Raw genomic sequence first — 19,617 nt, 5'->3', positions numbered from 1 at the left:
AGGCTATATCCCCTGTTTCGTAATATAATCCTTTTTGCGTATTTTTCTTATAAAAGAAAGAAGAAGTTTTTTTAGCTCATAATCATATAGGAATATGGCAGCTAGTACAATTAGTATATTAAGAACAAGCGCAATTAAATGATATGTATGCAATATATATTGCACTCCAATAAAGGTTACACCAAAATAAATTGTATACGGTATTACAATTTGGAATACAATTTTTTTCTTCACTACACTCACTGCTATATATCCCACTAAAGCGACTATTTCAAATAAAACCATAGCGTATGCTGCTCCTATCACTTCACCAAGACTACTAAAGCTATAAAGCATAACCCCACCTATCACCAATGCTACACACTGCACAACAGTTCTCTTATTTTGACATCCACTCGTCGTTAAACCGTCAGCAATGGCAATATTTAAACTTTGTAGCACAATAAGAAATGATAATATTTGGAGTGGCTCTACTGCATTGCTCCATTCTTCATGAAAAAATATAGAAATAAAGTATGGTGCTAAATGATATAAACCGATCGTCATACATATTCCTACAATCGCCATTGATTTAATTTGAAGTAAATTTAATTTCGTATGCTCTTCTATATTATTCTGGTTATAATGCTTAAAGAGCACTGGAAAAAATGCACCTGCAATTACCCCTGGTACTTGATATAAAGCTGCCGGCATCCGGTACGCCACTGCAAAAACACCTACCATACTTAATGGCAATGTATAGTTAAGCAAGATAGGTGCTAATTGTGGCGTACTCATTATTAAAAAACCGCTAATAATAAAGGGAGTTAATTGCCAAAATAACGCTTTATGAATTACGACTTTCATATTCATTTTCGTCTTTTTTCTCATGATATATATACTGAATAAACCACCGATCATATACCCAAAAGCATATAAACGAGCCGTTACATACACCGGTAACTCTCCGAAAATACAAAAACATGTAATTATAATGACAACTGATGCTGATACAACTTTTATGAGCGCTATATACTTCATACGTTCCGTCAGTTGAAAATAGGCAATCCCTATGTTTTGCCAAGTTAATCCTATTAACATGAAAAACATTACGTTTATCATCATATAAATTAAATTTTTATCCGCATACATATAATGAATAGCAATATAACCGATTATAGAAATAAGAATAAGTAGAATCATCCTTATTTTTATATACGATGATAAAATCTTCTCTAAATCTGCTCCATCCTTTGCCCCTTCTCGAAGAAACGTATTACTAAGTCCTAAGTCTGTAAAAAATAACATAACAAACGTCACTGCTATGGCAACACTAAACATCCCATAATGTTGTGCGTTAAAAAAGTTTGCTAAAACAATTAAACTGACGGCCTGAAGAAGGTTAGCTAAAATCGTACTATAAAATAGATGGATAATATTGTTTAGAATAGATCTACCCATACAAGTTCTCCTTTGCAAGTAACCTACTTACATATGTTGTTTGTTTACATATATATTTATCTTGCACCATTACCGTTCAATACAATTAAAACGGTTTTACATAAAATACGGATGTCCATCCGAAATGTTTTCATTTCAATATACTCCATGTCCAGCCTCAACTTTTCCTTTGGATCAAGATTATATCCTCCATTTATTTGTGCCCATCCTGTTAGTCCTGGTTTTACTATTAAACGTTCCTTAAATTCTGGAATATACGCATCAAATTCATTATAAAAAAACTCTCTCTCTGGTCTAGGACCTACAAAAGACATATCTCCTCTTAAAATATTTAAAAGTTGTGGTAATTCATCAATTCTCGTTTTTCTTATAAACAATCCAACTTTTGTAATTCTTGAATCATGTTCTTTTGCCCATTGTGGGCCATTTATTTCAGCATCCTTTACCATTGATCTTAATTTAAATACATTAAACTTCTTCCCGTTTATACCTAAACGTTCTTGAAAGTAAATTGGAGCCCCTGATGTTTCTAAAGTAATCATAATACAAAAGAACAACATAATTGGTATCGTTAATAGTAACAATATGATTGAAAATATAATATCAAACAAGCGTTTTACACTTCGATTCAATATGCTAGGCTTTTCTTGAGCCGGAATCGTATACAACTTGGCTTGATTTGTTTCACGAATCATGGATCGTTACCCCCACATTCAAGAATATAAAATTATACCTATTAATTCACATTCTTTCCTATTTATATCCGCTATTACTTTTTGCACTGTACGTAGTGAATCTTTTCGCTTTTTAACTGCTAACACCACTCCATCGCATTTCTCTGCAATAATGTGCGTAGCAGGAAGATCAAATACTTCAGAAGAATAAAAGAAAATGTAATCAAAATCTTCTTTCCACTTAGCAATCGCATTATCAAATTCATCCATAGCAACTAAGGGCGTCCCTGTGTGTACTGTTTTTTTTGCAGGAATACAATATAAGTATTTAGACAAATTACTAGAAAAAGATTCATAATTGCAGGGGGAAGAGCTTATTATATCGTTTACGGTTATCATGTGATCACTTTGCAATAATACATGTAATTGAGGGTCAGAAAAATTCACATCAATAAGTAACACCTTTTTCTTCATTTCCGCAAACACTAGACCCATATTTACTATAAGCGAGGCAACAACCCCTCTGTCCTTCGTTGAACTAACTGTGAACAGTTGTTTCCCAGATTTTTTCAGCTCGTGATACACCGTATAAAACTGCTCTTTCATCAGATCATCATGCAAATCGGATGGCAGCTGTTTCTTTGTCCTAAACATCGACATGTTCACCTCGATATATAGATGATTGTTGATCAACCTCTGTAGGTTTCTTTTTTCTATTCGGTTTCATATTTATGTGACCAATAACAGAGACTGTTGTTATTTTCTCTAAATCTTGTTCCGTGTATATACGTTCATCAAAATAATCTTGAAATACAGCTAAACCTATCCCAACAAAAAAACTAACAATTAAAGAAATAGGAATGATCAGTTGAAATTTTGGAAACATTTTTTCAGCCTGTTCCTGTAACTCAGGATCCGTCAACACTTTCACACCTTGTACATTTGTGTACTGTTGAAAACTTTGTTGTGATTGCTCTGCCAATGTCTTTACAATGTCTTTCACGACTTTCGGATTGGAATCTTTTACTGTAACAGTTACAATTTGTGAGTTGTCTGTATTCACCACCGAGATTTTTTGTGCTAATTCATAACTTGATTGCTCTAATTTCAAAGTTTTTTTGACTGTTGATATAATTAATGGGCTTTTTAAAATATCAACATACGATGTTACTAGTTGCTTATTTTCTTGTGTTTTATTTGTTGAATTTTCCTTATTAAACTCATCTAAATTCCCAACAAGAATTTGCGTTGAATATTGATATGACGGCTTTAAAACATACATAGAGATAAGAACTAAAGAAGCGGTTAAACAACACATCGTTAAAATAATCGTTACGAATCTTCTTTTCAATAATTGTTGAAAATCTTTTATACTCATTTCTTGCTTCAATTATTTCACCGCCCTTTTCTGAATAACATCCTGCAAGTCACTCTTTACAGATACCCCTCTCTTCTTTCTATCCACTTGTTTTGTTACATACTTTCCGACTCTGAATGCAAATTTTTCTACATATATATACGAAAGTATTGCAAGTATAAACGAAAAAACAAGTGAAAAAATTAAAATAATAGGCAACGGTAATATTTCATGGAGCATGTATATAAGGGAAAACAACGATATAATATGGTATAAATAAAGACTGTAAGAAATCTTCCCCAAATATAACAAGTATTTATTGCGTAGCAAGGATGACAAAGTTGATATTGACAAGCTTAATATGACAAATAGACTTGCACTTATCGCTACTACGTAGTCTCGAAATATGAAATTATTGAGCACTTTCATTTCTCCAATAAGTCCTTCGTACATAAAAAGTAAAATCGCAAATAAAAACCATGCAATTTTCGTGTTTTTAGTACAATTACTATAAAAAACTATTAATTTATTTTTATACTTCGCAATTAGTGCCCCTAGTAAAAACAGCACCGTATAATGCAACGTTAATGCATAGCTTGTTAATGTTAAGCCCGAGCGAAACAAAAATAATATTACGACAGAACATATACTAAGACTAAACAATAATAGTAATGAACACCTCAACGTTTTTCGTAAGCAAATCATCAAAATTAGCGGAAAAATTATTGATATTCGCATTTCATGGACAAGTGACCAAATCACACCGTTATATGCATCTGTATTATATTTCCCAACCAATAAAATATGTTGCGCTATTAAACTTGAAGAACTTTCAATCGTCCACGAGCGATTAAACCATTCACTTAAATAAGAAATACCATATCCACTAATTGTAGTCTGGCATATAATAGCTATAATTAGTGCTACAATATAGGGAATGTATATTCTGCATATACGTTTTAAAAGGTATGATCCATAACTACTATAGGTTTTTTGAATAGATTCATACAAAACAAATCCGCTCAAAACAAAAAAGATAATAACAGATTCATTACCACTACTAAAAATTAGACGAGCAGGCGTTTCTTTTAATAGATACACAACAAATGGTTTATTATCTTCATAACTGTAATTTTGAAATGCTGAAAAAATCATTAAATGATGACCGATCATTACTATTAATGAAGAAATCCCTCTTATAGAATCCAATTCCTCGTATCTCTTCATCTTTACATCAACTCCTAATGAAATGATAATAATCATTTCAAAGCAACATCTTTATTCATATTCCTCTCCTTTCTTTTCATTCCAATTTTTCATATTAAAATGATTTTATAGTATAAATTTGAGTGTATTGTAACATTTTTTGTAATATTATGAATAGTGAATCTCAAAAATTGGTATATACCAATTTCAACCTCGAAAAATGAGTAATATTGATAGAAAAACGCTATAAAAATATCTTGCAAATTTACATAAATTAAAGAGATGAATAGCGTTTTTTCAATATAAAATAAAAAAGATAGCCTGCATAGGCTATCTTTTTTATTTTATTTAATTACTAGCACCACTATATGCTACATGTCGTTTCTCAATTCTCTCTTCAATTTCCTTCATATTTTCTTTATTATTTAATAGTGATTGTTTATTTTCAATTAATAATTGTTTAAAAGATTTTCTCACTTTTTTTCTCATTTTCATTGTCCTCCTTGGGGGATGGTTTATATAAAAGATAAAGAATTATCTGTGTGTCCTTATAATAATTGATTGTTGTGAATTCTATTTGAACTTCATATGAAAATTCCGTTTATTTTCTGACAACTTTGTGAACACGAAAAAAAAGACTCTCTAAAACTATGTTGAAATTAATTCACTTCATTATAAAAATTACTATTTTCATCAACTTTTATCATTATATCTTGTCGAAACATTTATATATTTAAAATTGAGTTCGACATAATTTTATTTACTATCATACTGTTTACAAAAACAAAAAGAAGGTGTCACCAAGTCAAAGTTCGACTTATGCAACATCCCTCTTTCCAAACTATTTATAGCATATTTATTAATATTTCAGGTCTTCCCCAATTCATTTCTTCACAAACAAATCTAAGTTTTTCTTCATCCATTGTGTGTAATCCCTCTTCTAGTAAACATGAAATTGGAACTTCACAGTGAATTTGTGCTAATTGCAACGAAATATTTAAGTTCTCTAAATCACTTTCAATCTTCGTACGCTGCGCTTTTGTTAATGATTCTACATTTTCTAGTACAGCGGATACTGTTCCGTGCTCTTGAATAAGCTTATACGCTGTTTTTTCACCGATACCTTTTACACCTGGATAATTATCACTTGTATCTCCCATGAAAGCTTTTGCATGGACGATTTGCCACGGCTCTACACCTTTTTCTTCCATGATTCTCTCCGGTGTGTAATATTCGTAATTTCCAATTCCTTTACGCAGAAGCATAACTGTAACGTTCTTATCAACAAGTTGAAGTAAATCTGTATCACCAGTTAAAATATAAACTTCAGCTTCATTGCAGTATTGTTTTGCAAGCGTACCGATACAATCGTCCGCTTCGTAGCCTTTCATACCGATAACTGGAATGGATAATTTCGCAGTCATTTCTTGCACTAAATCAAATTGAGGAATTAATTCTTCTGGTGGCGCTGCACGATTTGCTTTATAATTCGAGAACGATTCTGTTCTAAATGTCGTACTTCCCATATCCCAGCATGTAACGATATGTGTTGGTTCGATCGCTTGCGTAGCTGTTAACAAGTGTTTCATATAACCATGAATCCCGTTCGTAGGGGTTCCATCTTGTCGTTTCATAAATTGTCCGTAGACACTTGTTGCGTAAAAAGCACGAAATAATAGTGCCATACCATCAACTAATAGTACTTTTTTCATAATTCCTCTCCTATTAAAAAAATAATAACCTCACGTTATCACGTAAGGTTATATAAATAGATTACCATTCTACGTTTTTGCTCAACTTTGTCTATTATACATTGTTTTTGTATATTTAGCACCATTAACACATTAAGACGTTCTACTACAACAAGTATGCAATATGCCTGAATACGTATTTTTTCCAGTAGAAACAACGATAGCTTTTGCATTTCCACTAACGATATGCGAACCTTTAAAACATACATTTTCAAGCTCAAGTGGATTATAATCTTTCATCCGTTTTAATGGAATAAATCGTTTACGTTCAAGGTGATAGCAGCTCTCAAACTTCTCTATATTCGCTTCGTTTCCCGTTAACACAGACTCATTCACTAATAAATCATCTGCATAAATAATACGTACATCAGCTGGCACAGCATCTCCAGCCGAAAGAAAAATCATATCTCCAGGTACAAGTTCTTGCACTGGTATCTCCATCATTTTCAGTTCACTATTTAACCCTGTACTACTAGAACATTCTACTCTAGATACAGTAATCGTTTCACGTTGTAATTCATCACACACACGTTGTTTTGAAAAACCTGGAATCATGCCACCAAGCTTCATCATTACTTCTGCGAGAAGTGCTCTTTTTGAAGTTAGTTCATTTCGGCCATATACTTGAATACGTTTTTGCGCCTCTTTCATTGATAGTCCGTCTCTTGTTGTTTTAAAATATGCAAATACAGATTTTACATCTCTTGTTGCAATTTCAATTAATAAATCTTTATTTTTTTGGAGCATTGTTTGTTCTTTTATTGATTTTTTACTTAGTTTATATGACGTGTTACCCACAGTTTTGTTTGCATACAACATATTATCGTCTCCTCCTTTACAACATAGGAAGAAACGCTTTGTTTCTCAATTTATCCACTTTACTGTGAAAGTGTCTCGCGTTTTATAAACGCTACATTATGATAAATATAGAGGGAGGAACAAATCGTTTCCTGCCTACATCATATATTTTTGATTTGAAGTATATGGGTAACGGAACCGAGTCAGAATTTGACATGCTCCTCACCTCCTCGTTTAATTTTATAGTTTATACTATGAAATTACTCATAGCTTGGTAACAAAAAAGGCCCCTACCCTTAAGAGAGTAGCGGCCATTACATACACAAATAAACGATTTCTAATATAATTAGAAATCTACGGACCTCTCCCTCACCGAGTTTTAGCACTGTATAGCATAGGTACATTACCAGCTACGTTAAGAAAAACCTTAATTCGATCATTCCTGTTGACCCATTGGCGTCTCTCGACATTTTTGGGCAGTAGCATTTCTCTATACAGGAGCCTCACCTAACAGAGACTTATTTTCATTACATTGAAAATGTTACTCTTATTTAAAATAGATGTCAACCGTAGCCTACAATTTTTTCAAAAGGTATGGCAAACTAACATATATAAAGTGTAACTTTAATCAGTGGAGGTTTTGTTCATCCCCCACTGATTATTAGCCCTCACCAATCGGGCTTTTACGGGATAAAATAAAAAACTTTACGTTTAAACGTAAAGTTTTTAATAAGTTATACAACCAGCAATTACAATCCCAATTGAAATTGATAAAAACATAAGAAAAAGACCGACTGCTTGATTATCTTCTTCGAGACTTTTGTTTATATTAAAGCGTGGTGTAAGCCACTCAGCTAAATAAAAGACGATAATTTGAGCCAAAATCCCAACTGCTCCCCACGAAATCATATCAAGAAGTGAAATTGAATTAGCTGCTGTCGAATATAAAACAACAGCTAACCCAAGTAATCGTCCTCCAAGCACATAGCTTACCGCCTTATTTCCTTGAGCCATTAACTTAAATTCCTTTACTTTCGTTGTCACTTCCATCAAGAACAGACCTATACATAAAAGGCCGAGTGTTACTACTAAATATAATAAAAAATTAATCATTTTTCCCCCTCCTTTTTATACCTACCGGTAAATAGTACGATTCATTTCCTGTAATCTTTTCTCCCGCACGAATACCGATACTACTCGCTTTTCCAGCAATTAAAAACGAACCAAACACATATGACAGTTTCTCGATCCCTTTTTCTGTTTCCAAGGATACGACTGGCAGTTCGATATACTTTTGAAATATCGGCAGTGACGCTTTATATGTTTGGTGTGCATTTTGAAGCATAATATTTTCGTCTTTATCGCGAATCGTAATTGTATCTCCTTCTCTCCCAAATGAAGGTTTTTGAACGAAAGAACCTTTTCCTAAAAATAAATCTGGTTCTAAATATGTAGGTAACATATATTCTTTAATCCACTGTTGTTCCTCATTTGTATAAAAGGCCTCTTCTTCTGCTAACCCCCAAATAAGACACTGAATTGATTTTGGCTGAAGTAAAAATGCTGACAAAGGATTTATTATAAAAAGCTTTCCGGCTTTTACAAGTTGTAACAATTCCACACCTACCAAATCTCCTGTTTCAGGATCTTGATCCTCAATTAAATCTTCTATCGGATATGTTTGGCGATATAAAACATCAATCTTCGCCCCATCTTTATCGACTAGAGCATCCTTTGTAATTCTAAGTTCTGACATTGGCACTACTTTATTTTCAACATGGCATAGCTGACTTAAATACATAGTGGTATTCCAATCCTCGATATGTTCATGATGTGCTGTAAAAACAACATTTGGATTATCTAATCCCTTTGTCGCTTCCATTACTGCTTTCGTTACACCAGAAGATAGCAATCGTTCTTGATCCGAGTTTGGATCATCATAGCCTAGATTTCCACATACTTTCCCATTCATTTGAAAACATTCCACAATAAAAGTTGGTGTATCACTATTAAACTCAAGCATTTTGATTTTGTTATCCTCTGTTACAGCAAAATCAAATCGCGAAATTACAGATTCAGGATAGAGCCCTTTCATTCTAATGAAAGATAAACTCGCGGATGGAAAGCCAAGATCTAGAAGCTGTTCGTCACTTAAATTACGCAGCAGTCTAGCAGTCTTAAAAAATATTTTCCCCATTCGTTCAGTCGCTAAGTGTAATTGGTCCAAAGTCTGATTTGTTATAGAAAAAACATGAAACAAACTATACTCACATTCATATAAATCCGACCAAAAATCCGGATATTTTAAATAAAATTCTTTTCGATCCCTTATGTATTGCGACATATTTTAGCCCCCAAATCCTCCCTTTGAACCGCTTCCAATTCCACCTTTAAATTCAGCAGACGATTGATACGATTTAAACGCCGATGAATTTTTAAAAGTGGATTTATTTTGATAGTATCGCCCACCATAGAAATAATGCCCACGATAACCTGAACTACTATCATCACACTGCCATACCCCAAGTTCATCATCCCAATCCCAATCAGAACAACTATTATCATTTGGTTTTGGGGGAAGATCTTGTGCGCAACCAAATAAAGTGCCAGTCATTAAAGACGTTACGATACCACCTACTAGCCATTTCGTTTTTGTCACCTTCGCACTCCCCTTTTTAAATTCTATTCCTATTATATAGGATGGCATGATAAAGTAGAAGAAAAAGGAAGAAGAGGGATTAAATGCGCTTAGAATATCGACTTAATGATGAAACGAAAGGGTATCCTGCTTTATGGAACTACGCCAATATTTCTAATTCTGAAATTATCGCACGCATGACTTGTGAATATTTTATTAAAGAGAAAAATACTTATGTTGTTACTGCAACTTCGGTTGATCCAGACGGAACAGCAGTTATTTATATTCAAAAAGAAGTTTTCGCAAATGACCCTTCAGACCCTACATACTCCTACATCGGTTTTGAAATTAGAGAACTAAGTGAAACGAGTTCAAACATAGTAGATAGTCAAGATGTATGGAACTATGAAGAAATTTTACCATCTCTTCATTCAGATATTATATATATTCAGCGAGACGGCATGTCTATGGAGTTCTCCTTAGATTCAAGAGAGATTGATGAAGACAGAAAGTGCTACATTTATTACGGAAACTTCACAGGTGAATCAAGATAATATTGATATATCTATGCAACAAAAAAACCTTACGTATAAAACGTAAGGTTTTTATATAGCCCCACATATGCCGTTCTCTCTAGATGTCCATAAACCTGCTCTCACAGGTGGATGCTCTCACAAATGTTTGTAACTTCCTTCTTAAAAAGATGGCATGTTAGCTACATTTAAATATTGAACTTCCATATTAAACTTATTGGTTTAAGACATGCATAAGCTACGTACACCGTAGGAATTTTATATAAGGTTAGTTGAAATAAGACCCCCGCACGTGCCGCTCCTCGTAAATGTCCAAAAACCCGCTACTCGCAGGTGGATGCCCTCACAGTTACCGTACATCTTCCTCCACAAGGAAGGCTTGATGATGGTCGCTAAATATTGAGCTTCCGTATAACTAACATCGGTTTTAGACATAAATAAGTTACGTACACCGCAGGATGTATTATTTACTTGTCGTTATATTATCACATTGTTTCCAATGTGTAAAATACAAAGTTTTTCGAGCAATCTCTTGCTTGTGACCTTATTTTAATACAAATTATTTTTGCATGCAAGTGATTAATCTTCTTCTTTTGCAATTTGATTTTCTGGATAAGAAATCCAATCACTCCAGCTACCTGCATACAATTTAACATTTTGGAATCCAGCTAATTTTAATGCAACGATATTTGGGCACGCTGTAACACCAGAACCACAATATACAATGGTTTCCTTATCTTTCGAAAGATTTTGGAAGCGTTCTTGTTGCCCAGCTCCATTCTTAAATTGTCCTGATTGCAACATTCCATCCTTCCAAAAATGGTTTACCGCTGTCGGAATATGACCTGCTTTATGATCGACAAGTTCCTCTACACCAGCATAACGTTTCGGCTCTCTTGAATCAATTAATGTAACATCCGCACCTGCACGGATATTCTCTCTGACCGTTTCCATCGTTACAAGCATATGATCTTGTATGTTTGTTTTGAATGTTTTTCGTATAACAACAGGAATTTCCGTTGTTGTCGGTAGTCCATTCTCTTTCCAAGCCGGGAAACCACCATCTAATATATATACTTTCTCATGTCCTACATAGTTACATAACCACCATAAACGAGCAGCATTTGCACCGGCTTGACTGTCATACGCAATTACTTTCGTATGTTCATCAATACCAGCCTCCGAAAGCTTGTCTGCAAACTCCTCAATATTTGGTAAAGGATGGCGGCCACCATGTTCTGCTATAGGACTTGATAAATCTAAATTCAAATCAAAATATAACGCATGAGGAATATGTCCTTCTTCATACTTTTCTCTACCCCAATTAGGATTCGCTAAATCAAAACGACAATCGATTATACGGACATTCTCATCTTCTATATGCTCACGTAACCATTCGACTGTAACTATCATCTTTAACGACCTTCTTTCTCTTTCAAACGACTTACATACTCCATAACCATTTCTTCTGTAACATATTTACGCTGCAAGGTAACACCATTTTTTGCAAGATCATTAATTTGCTTCGTTACAACATTAATGACATCAACCGAAAATTCTTTCCCATTTGACGCAAGAGATACGGCAGCTTCAATAGCTGCTTCACGCTGTGCATCTAATTGTAAACATGCTTTTACACTTTCATTTTGTTTACGAGAATGTGCTGTAATTGCTTTATGTACTTCCATCTTCTCTTCCCCCTAAATAGTTATACGTTTTTATTCAATTCCATTGCAAGCCGGATCATATCACGACATACAATCCCATTTTCAATAATCTCTTCTTCATAATGCTTCGAAAAGTAATCAAAATCAATAGAAAAAATACGAAATCCACATTTTTGATATAAAGCAAGTTGTGAAACACTAGAATTGCCTGTACCAACTTCAAGTTTTGACATACCATATCCTTTAGCAGTTTCTACAGCATGCCTTAATAGCTTCTTCCCAATCCCTTTTCCTTGTAAATGCTCTGCAACCGCAATATTCATGATTTCCATCGTCTTTGGCCTTGTTTCCAAAAGAACATATACACCGATAACGCTCCCCCCCTGCTTAGCTACGTATGTTAATCCTCTTTGTACATATGTAGCTATTTGCCGTTCACTTGGATCAGCAAGTAGCAATAAAGACTTCGGTATAGCCTCTTTTGGAATACGTTCTATTACAACAGACATAAAAAATTCCCCCTTCTCTATTGTTCTAAACCCTCCTTGTCTACCATAAGTAATAGAAAGGAGGGATTCACCATGGACAACAATGAGAAAAAATGCAACGTCATCTCTATTGATGGAAAGAAGAAGAAAAGCGACACGTATTCCTATCCAAAATTAGTAGTTGAAAACAAAACATATGAATTTTCTTCATTCGTCTTATGCGGTGAAACACCAGATGGCAGACGACTCGTTCTTACTCATATGATTTCTACCGATGAATTTGCTGGATTTGTAAAATCTTTAGATACTGTACTGCAAAAGAAAATTGAACGAATCTTTTTCTCATAACAACTATATAACATAAATTTCTTTTTCAATCTCTACTAACTGCTTTTGCAATTGTTCTTTACTTTGTTCATATAGAGATACATCGATCGTTTCAGCCAATGCAAACAATATACTTTCATAATAGTTCATCACATCTTGCTGCATCACTTTTTGGAATAAGTTCCACTTCATATCCCACTCTTGCTTATAATGATGAACAAATAAATCTTTTTCATCAGCTACATAGTTTGATACGAACGGTTCTAATACAGATTTAGCGTCTTCTTGCATAAAAGCTTTGTCATTCTTTTCAAAAAAGCTTTTCTCATTTTTAAAATGTGCCAGTGCTTTTTTGAAATCTTTTATTTCAACTGAAGGGAACGGTTCTTTATGTGTAATATCTTTATATTCATACTCCACTGTTCCATTCATAGAAATTGATTCATTTTCTACTTTACAGTTCACTACAATTTCGTCCTTTGCACGCTTCATCGCTTCGTCTATCCATTTTTCAAGGCGTAATGATGTCGCACGCATTTCTTGCAATAAATCATGCTGAATAAATGCTACTAATTCCATAACACACTGTTGCAATTGTGTTTTCACATTTCCATCCGTTCGAAGTGACGCCGGATTAATAAATTCAGTAAACACATCGTTATAGCGTAGGAATAGACGCTGTTGCACGTAATAAAGCAACTCTTTCACTTCATTTTGCATCGCCTGTTCTTCAGCAAGTACACTATATGATGAAATGATATGAAGTAGTTGATCACGCTCTGCTTCATATTTTTTCGTTTGCTTCTCTTTCTCTTCATTCCCCTGTTTTGCACCCTTTATCATGTTTACTAAAAGCTGATCTGCCCCTTGCAAAGCACCATATAGAGCATGCACAGAAACAAGCATTAAATCTCTCATCATAAAGGACGTAAATGATTCCTCAAACTTCGTAATCCCAGAGTTTTGTAAAATACCATACTTCTCTTTTTCAACATTCTTTCCTTGTTTCTCTTCAAGCGCACATAAACTTGAAATTGCAAATAAACGCGGATTTCTAATACCGTATTGCAGCAGCTGATCTGCGATATAACCTTTTACCATTTCAAGTTCTTCTTCAGACTCTGCTAAATCCGCCGCATTAATTAAGAAGAACATTTTATCAAGGGCAAAAGTATCCTTTACACGACCAAGCTGAATTAAAAATTCACGGTCAGCACGAGAGAATACATGATTATAATATGTTACAAATAAAATAGCATCTGCGTTTTTAATATACTGGAATGCAACATCCGTATGGCGAGCATTAATAGAATCCGCTCCAGGTGTGTCTACAAGCGCTACTCCCTGCCTTGTTAAAGCACAATCATAATAAAGTTCCATATACTCAACGAAGCATGATTTCTCTTCATTCGCTACATAATCAGAGAACTCTTCTAATGTAACTTGTACTTGTTCTCCTAAATAAGTAGAAACTGCATCATATCCTTTTTGTACCGCTCGTAAAAAGCTAAATGTTGTTTTTTGCTTCCCAGTTGGTGAAGGATATTTCATAACTTTATCAATTTGTGCTAACGCTTCATCTAACGTAGCAATCTCATAATGAAACAGCTTATAAACAGCTTTCATATCTTCTAATAACGCTTGCTTTGATTTAAACTGAACAATTACTGTTCCGTGTGGTTTTTCCTCTGTAACCGGCAAAATTTGATTAATCGTTGCCGTCGTCGGGTTTGGTGATACAGGAAGTACTTTCTCACCGAGTAAGGCATTGGCAAATGATGATTTTCCAGCACTAAATGCCCCGAATAACGCTACTGTAAATTGTTTTGTTTCCACACGTCTTCTTTTCTCTATTACCTCTTGCTGTACATGTTTCAGCGCTGGCAATGGCTCTAATATCGTTTCAGCTTTTTTCACTTTCTCTAATATCCGCTGAATATTTAAAGCCGCCGCTCCTTTCAGCTCTTCTTCATGAACCGCTACGTTATCGCTTACGCTTTCCTGCTCTTGTAGTGTAAATTTCTCACTAACAATTTGCTTTTCCCTTTGCAATATCTCATCTATTTGCAGCCCTTCAGGCGTAGCAACATGATCGTGCCAAACATTTCGTAAATAGTCTTCATATGCCTCCAAATTGTTACTGTATTGTAATTGTGTTTCTTTCGCCGTTTGCAGCATCGTATATGTTTCAATCTCTTCTTCAATACGAGCAACTGCTTCTCTCACCTTTTGCTTTAAAACGACCGCACTTTTATCAAAAATTTGCTGCGCTTTTATAAAATAACGTTTCTTCAGTTCATTCGCTACATCCGCTGTATAAAGAAGTAAGTAATCACCTGTGAAACCTGCGCCTTGTTTAATTACTTCAGCCAACATTTCTGGTCCGAAAGCAATTTCTAACCCATATATGTCTTTCCCAATTTCCTCCGTGAACAATCCTTCTTCTTTTAAGAAGGCTACAATAAATTCCTTCACATGAAAATCAAGCTGCGTTTCAACAGTCTTTTGAAGGGCAGAATAAAACGCCTCTACACGTCTTTGTTTTTCTTGCTCCGTCTTTCCTTTCGCAAATAGCAAACCGACCTTAAATTTTGTTAATTTCGTTTCTAAATATGCATTTGCCAATTCTCTCATTTCAAACGGCATTAAATATGCGTTATCTAATATAGCTTGTAAACCTTTTATAAATTCATTTCTCACATAAGATTCTTTACTTGCCTCACGATTTTTCGCTTCCGTTAACTCTTCCTTCTTTTCAACTACCTCTGAAATAGAAAGTGGTGATGCTAACTCTTCCTCATATTTCAAGAGAGCTTTTTCATTTTCAGAAACAATAAACGAGAAATGTTCCCCCATTAAATATTCTGTTTCTCGCTCCATTCCAGTCCTTACATACTGCTCTTTTTCTTTCATAATAGAAGTAATTAACGCTTCTAAGCTTCTAATTTCATTATGTGGATGGTTCATCATTCGTAATGACGTATAATAAACACCATCTACTTCAATATCCCAGTTAGAGAATGATTGTTTTACACTATCTTTATAATTCTCAAACGATAATTCATTTTCTTTATGTTTATCTATTTGATTTACAACGAGATAAACCGTTTTATTACGTTGTTTCAATTCTTTAACAAATTGTAAATTCACTTCCGATTGGACGTGATTATAATCCATCATATAAAAAATGACATCTGCCAGATGAAGTGTCGACTCTGTCGCTAATTGATGGGCATCATCTGTTGAATCAATCCCTGGTGTATCAACTAACATAACCCCTTCAGGAATCGGCGCGTCGTTTCGATAAATATGAACACCAATTACTTCATCGCCGTCTTTACAAATTTGTTTTAATTCTTCTGCTGAATATGCACCGTCATATTCGTACTGCTCTCCAGATTTAACCGTTACAACAACACGATCCATTCCTTTTTCAATTTTGACAACGTTAGCGCTTGTCGGAATTGGACTTGTCGGTAACAACTGCGCTTTATATAGATGATTCATCATCGTTGATTTCCCTGCAGAGAAGTGACCGCAGAACGCTATCATAAGCTGTTCTTGTTTATATTTTTGAATTACCTCAAACAACTTTAAACTATTCTCTGCATCGCCGTGTTTTTGCCACTCTTCATAAAAACAAACAAGTTTTTTCATACCGTTTGTCTGTACTATGTTTGTCATCCCCTTGTTCCCCTTTATCCAAGATGTATATACTTTTCCCCGCTATTTGCGAGCTCATAACCAGTGAGAGTTACACCTACCCATTGATTACAGTTTCACTTTACTATCATACTAAATTTTCAGCATATTCTCATTAAAAATAAAAAATCCCTTTCATTCTTTTTACAAATGAAAGGGATTTTATGTCATATCACTCATTTTGCTGTTCCTACTCCATTTAAAACATACTTCGCAATAACTGCATATACAGCGACTGTACCTGCTACTAATGCATATACCATACTTACGCACCAACCTTTTTTTGATAATGATTATCACTTTTGAATACAGTTTATCATTAAAGAGAATCATTATCAACACTTTTCATAAAGAAAGCTCCTTATAAGAAGGAGCTTTACTGCCTGTTTTGAAAAAGGTTAAAACTTGTTGTGCACTCTTATTATATCTCATCCTACATAACTTAACAGTTTAAAAAAATGGAAATATCCCCTATCCCCTCCACCTTACATTTCGTATAATAAAAGGGAATTACTTAACAAGGAGGAAAAAAATGACACAAAATCTCACACAAGGCGAGAGGATACACTCCATTGATATTATTAGAGGAATAGCTGTACTAGGTATTTTTCTTGTGAATTGGCCTGTTATCGCCGGGGTTGACTCACGTGATCTTTCAGGAATTTACGAAGGGATAGACAGCTACATTCGCCTATTTTACGATATGTTTATTCAAACGAAATTTTATACAATTTTTTCGTTTTTATTCGGATTAGGTTTTTATATTTTTATGAGTCGTGCTGAAGCGAAAACAGATCATCCAAAAATTTTATTTGTTCGCCGCTTACTTATTTTATTATTATTCGGTTTCTTACATTACGTTCTTTTATGGGACGGAGACATTTTACATACTTATGCGATTGCTGGATTTTTCTTATTTTTATTTTATAAGAGAGAACCTCGTACTATTTTAATATGGGCTATCGTTTTATTGAGTATTTTTCAATTCATTATGCTAATGGCTGGTATTACGGTTGCATTGGTACCAAAGGAAGAGCTAGGTTTTTCCTTACCTATCATGCCATTAGAAGACTGGCTGTCACAAATACAAAATCGTTTCCATGCATTTTACGCTGATGGAATTGGATTAAATTTACTTATGCTCCCAGAAACAGTTGGGCTGTTTTTACTTGGTTTATACGCCGGCAAAAAGGATATTTTCCGCCGCACGAAAGAGTTAGATCCAAAGCTTAAAAAATGGCAAATTATTATGTTCCTTTTTACATTACCAATGTGGTTCTTCATGGTTCGTTACTTCTTATCAAAACCATTTTATGAACCAATTTATATGCAGGTCTTTACAATGTTTAGCGGAAAAACGTTATTCATATTCTACATTTTCACACTAATGCGTTTATTACAAAAAGAAAAATGGCAAACGTTATTACGTCCATTCCAATACGTTGGACGAATGGCATTAACAAATTACATCTCGCATACAATTGTTACATTACTTGTATTTGGTCTATTTCTTAAAAATTATTATCCTGCTCCATTATGGGTTGGACCAATATTCTGCATTAGTTTCTACACGTTACAAATCTTTATTAGCCGCTGGTGGCTTTCACATTACCAATACGGGCCACTTGAGTACATTTGGCGTCTTGGTACTTACGGGAAAATGATGCCACTTAAAAAGAAAAGCAAGGTCTCATAACGAGACCTTGCTTTTTTACGCTTCTCTTACTGCACTTTGCATAGATACTGGCTCTTCTTCTACTTTCACTTTGCGCTGCGGCACCATATTAAATACGATATTTAAAAGTACTGCTGACGCACTTCCAAGTACAATTCCGTTATCTGTTAAAATACGAATGCTTTCTGGGAGTTGTGAAAATAATGTAGGAACGACTGTTACGCCAAGCCCAATTCCGACAGAACATGCAACGATTAATAAGTTTTCCTGTCTTCCGAAGTCAACGCTACTTAACATTTTAATACCATATGCCATAACCATACCGAACATCGCTAACATCGCACCGCCCAGTACTGATTTCGGAATAATTGTTGTAATAGCTGCGATTTTAGGAATGAAACCAAGTACGATTAACATACCACCGCAAGTATAAATAATAACGCGATTTCTTACTCCAGTTAATTGAACAAGTCCTACGTTTTGAGAGTATGTTGTATATGGGAACGCGTTGAAAATGCCACCTAACACCATCGCTAATCCTTCTGCGCGATAGCCTTTTGTTAATTCTTTTTCACCGATTTTTTTATTGCAAATATCAGATAATGCAAAGTATACACCCGTTGCTTCTACAATCCCTACACAAGCAACGAGAATCATCGTAATAATTGGTGTTAATTCAAATGTTGGTGTACCAAAGTAAAATGGTTGAATACCGTGGAACCAATCCGCCTCTCCAACCGCTTGCAAACTTACTTTCCCCATAAACGCTGCAACGATAGTACCGAACAATAGACCTAGTAAAATAGAGATTGAACGAATAAATCCATCAAAGAAACGATACATAATGATGATAAATAATAACACACCAAATGCTAATGCTAAATTTTCAAGACTACCGAAATCCTTACTTCCTACTCCTCCAGCCATATCATTAATTGCTGCTGGAACAAGTGTAACTCCAATTACAGTAACAACAGATCCTGTTACAACAGGTGGAAACAGTTTTACAAGTTTTCCAAATAATTTCGCAAAAATAACAACGAATAACCCAGCAGCAATAATTGCTCCATAAATTGAAGACACACCGTATTGTTTTCCAATCGCAATCATCGGTCCAACGGCTGTAAATGTACAACCAAGTACAACGGGAAGTCCTATACCGAAAAAGCGATTTGATAATGCTTGTAAAATTGTCGCAACGCCGCACATTAATAAATCAATTGAGACTAAATATGTTAACTCTTTTTGATTTAAACCAAGTCCACCGCCCACAATAAGCGGAACGATAATTGCTCCAGCATACATTGCAAGCATATGCTGCATACCAAGCGATGCAATTTTAAATGGATGCTGCTTCATCG

At 34.5% G+C, this 19,617-nt stretch carries 19 protein-coding genes, 2 other RNA genes and 1 riboswitch; of the genes, 3 read left to right on the top strand and 18 right to left on the bottom strand.

Translation table 11 applies throughout. The features are described 5' to 3' along the window. Positions 1–3: 3 nt before the first annotated feature. The 11 genes from ACTL4X_RS08090 to ACTL4X_RS08040 form a co-directional block, all read right to left on the bottom strand. Positions 4–1,440, bottom strand: a complete 1,437-nt coding sequence (locus ACTL4X_RS08090) for an oligosaccharide flippase family protein (RefSeq protein ID WP_134207739.1) — start codon at positions 1,438–1,440, stop codon at positions 4–6. Between the two features lie 56 nt (positions 1,441–1,496). Beyond that, the gene (locus tag ACTL4X_RS08085; RefSeq protein WP_071740365.1) at positions 1,497–2,135 is read right to left on the bottom strand and encodes a sugar transferase; all 639 of its coding nucleotides are present in this window, start codon (positions 2,133–2,135) and stop codon (positions 1,497–1,499) included. An 18-nt stretch (positions 2,136–2,153) separates the two neighbouring features. Continuing rightward, positions 2,154–2,774, bottom strand: a complete 621-nt coding sequence (locus tag ACTL4X_RS08080; RefSeq protein ID WP_071740364.1) for a CpsD/CapB family tyrosine-protein kinase — start codon at positions 2,772–2,774, stop codon at positions 2,154–2,156. Beyond that, the gene (locus tag ACTL4X_RS08075; protein WP_086692570.1) at positions 2,761–3,504 is read right to left on the bottom strand and encodes a YveK family protein; all 744 of its coding nucleotides are present in this window, start codon (positions 3,502–3,504) and stop codon (positions 2,761–2,763) included. Before ACTL4X_RS08075 ends, ACTL4X_RS08080 begins: the two co-directional genes overlap by 14 nt. Continuing rightward, a complete protein-coding gene (locus tag ACTL4X_RS08070; protein WP_000833045.1) occupies positions 3,505–4,698 on the bottom strand; it encodes an acyltransferase family protein in 1,194 nt (397 codons plus the stop codon). A gap of 327 nt (positions 4,699–5,025) precedes the next feature. Then, entirely contained in the window at positions 5,026–5,166 is a 141-nt protein-coding gene (locus ACTL4X_RS08065; RefSeq protein ID WP_001228048.1) for an FbpB family small basic protein, read from the bottom strand. A 356-nt stretch (positions 5,167–5,522) separates the two neighbouring features. After that, positions 5,523–6,389 carry a 5'-3' exonuclease gene (locus ACTL4X_RS08060; protein ID WP_000757073.1) on the bottom strand — a complete coding sequence of 289 codons (867 nt, stop codon included), beginning with the start codon at positions 6,387–6,389 and terminating at the stop codon, positions 5,523–5,525. A 132-nt stretch (positions 6,390–6,521) separates the two neighbouring features. After that, positions 6,522–7,247 (bottom strand): P-type ATPase, encoded by a 726-nt coding sequence (locus tag ACTL4X_RS08055; RefSeq protein ID WP_000964949.1) that lies wholly within the window; start codon positions 7,245–7,247, stop codon positions 6,522–6,524. 335 nt (positions 7,248–7,582) lie between these two features. Further along, a riboswitch (M-box (ykoK) riboswitch) is annotated at positions 7,583–7,748 on the bottom strand. Between the two features lie 204 nt (positions 7,749–7,952). Further along, entirely contained in the window at positions 7,953–8,339 is a 387-nt protein-coding gene (locus tag ACTL4X_RS08050; protein WP_000606868.1) for a DUF350 domain-containing protein, read from the bottom strand. Continuing rightward, the gene (locus tag ACTL4X_RS08045) at positions 8,332–9,570 is read right to left on the bottom strand and encodes a glutathionylspermidine synthase family protein (protein ID WP_000084933.1); all 1,239 of its coding nucleotides are present in this window, start codon (positions 9,568–9,570) and stop codon (positions 8,332–8,334) included. The genes ACTL4X_RS08050 and ACTL4X_RS08045 overlap by 8 nt, the downstream gene beginning before the upstream one ends. Positions 9,571–9,573: 3 nt before the next feature. Beyond that, positions 9,574–9,885 (bottom strand): hypothetical protein, encoded by a 312-nt coding sequence (locus ACTL4X_RS08040; protein ID WP_071740362.1) that lies wholly within the window; start codon positions 9,883–9,885, stop codon positions 9,574–9,576. Between the two features lie 83 nt (positions 9,886–9,968). Between ACTL4X_RS08040 and ACTL4X_RS08035 the strand changes: the two genes are divergently transcribed. After that, complete coding sequence (locus ACTL4X_RS08035; protein WP_001235523.1) at positions 9,969–10,418, top strand: hypothetical protein; 450 nt, start codon at positions 9,969–9,971, stop codon at positions 10,416–10,418. Positions 10,419–10,472: 54 nt separating this feature from the next. Here ACTL4X_RS08035 and ssrS (ACTL4X_RS08030) read toward each other — a convergent pair. From ssrS (ACTL4X_RS08030) to ACTL4X_RS08010, 5 genes are all read right to left on the bottom strand, one after another. Further along, a non-coding RNA gene (gene ssrS, locus ACTL4X_RS08030) (6S RNA) lies at positions 10,473–10,656 on the bottom strand. 21 nt (positions 10,657–10,677) lie between these two features. Beyond that, positions 10,678–10,860: non-coding RNA, 6S RNA (ssrS, locus tag ACTL4X_RS08025), on the bottom strand. Positions 10,861–10,976: 116 nt separating this feature from the next. Then, on the bottom strand, positions 10,977–11,810 hold the full coding sequence (locus ACTL4X_RS08020) for a sulfurtransferase (protein ID WP_071740361.1): 834 nt from the start codon (positions 11,808–11,810) through the stop codon (positions 10,977–10,979). Between the two features lie 2 nt (positions 11,811–11,812). After that, positions 11,813–12,085 (bottom strand): YpbS family protein, encoded by a 273-nt coding sequence (locus tag ACTL4X_RS08015; RefSeq protein WP_000451818.1) that lies wholly within the window; start codon positions 12,083–12,085, stop codon positions 11,813–11,815. 20 nt (positions 12,086–12,105) lie between these two features. Further along, entirely contained in the window at positions 12,106–12,573 is a 468-nt protein-coding gene (locus tag ACTL4X_RS08010) for a GNAT family N-acetyltransferase (protein ID WP_000117689.1), read from the bottom strand. Positions 12,574–12,645: 72 nt separating this feature from the next. On the opposite strand from ACTL4X_RS08010, the gene ACTL4X_RS08005 reads away from it, so the two are divergent. Next, positions 12,646–12,900 carry a DUF3931 domain-containing protein gene (locus tag ACTL4X_RS08005; protein ID WP_000369740.1) on the top strand — a complete coding sequence of 85 codons (255 nt, stop codon included), beginning with the start codon at positions 12,646–12,648 and terminating at the stop codon, positions 12,898–12,900. 3 nt (positions 12,901–12,903) lie between these two features. Here ACTL4X_RS08005 and ACTL4X_RS08000 read toward each other — a convergent pair whose 3' ends face one another. Continuing rightward, entirely contained in the window at positions 12,904–16,563 is a 3,660-nt protein-coding gene (locus ACTL4X_RS08000) for a dynamin family protein (protein WP_071740360.1), read from the bottom strand. Positions 16,564–17,113: 550 nt separating this feature from the next. On the opposite strand from ACTL4X_RS08000, the gene ACTL4X_RS07995 reads away from it, so the two are divergent. Continuing rightward, entirely contained in the window at positions 17,114–18,277 is a 1,164-nt protein-coding gene (locus ACTL4X_RS07995; RefSeq protein WP_000193192.1) for a DUF418 domain-containing protein, read from the top strand. 15 nt (positions 18,278–18,292) lie between these two features. Here the strand turns inward: ACTL4X_RS07995 and pbuX are convergent, their stop codons facing one another. Beyond that, positions 18,293–19,615 (bottom strand): xanthine permease PbuX, encoded by a 1,323-nt coding sequence (pbuX, locus tag ACTL4X_RS07990; RefSeq protein ID WP_000809225.1) that lies wholly within the window; start codon positions 19,613–19,615, stop codon positions 18,293–18,295. Between the last annotated feature and the right edge of the window lie 2 nt (positions 19,616–19,617).

Origin of the sequence: Bacillus sp. RE35 (genome assembly GCF_052146655.1) — a bacterium.
In the GTDB taxonomy this organism is placed as follows: Bacteria; Bacillota; Bacilli; order Bacillales; family Bacillaceae_G; genus Bacillus_A; species Bacillus_A cereus.
Note: the sequence above shows the minus strand (reverse complement) of the source record. Positions and strands in the feature narration are given on the sequence as shown.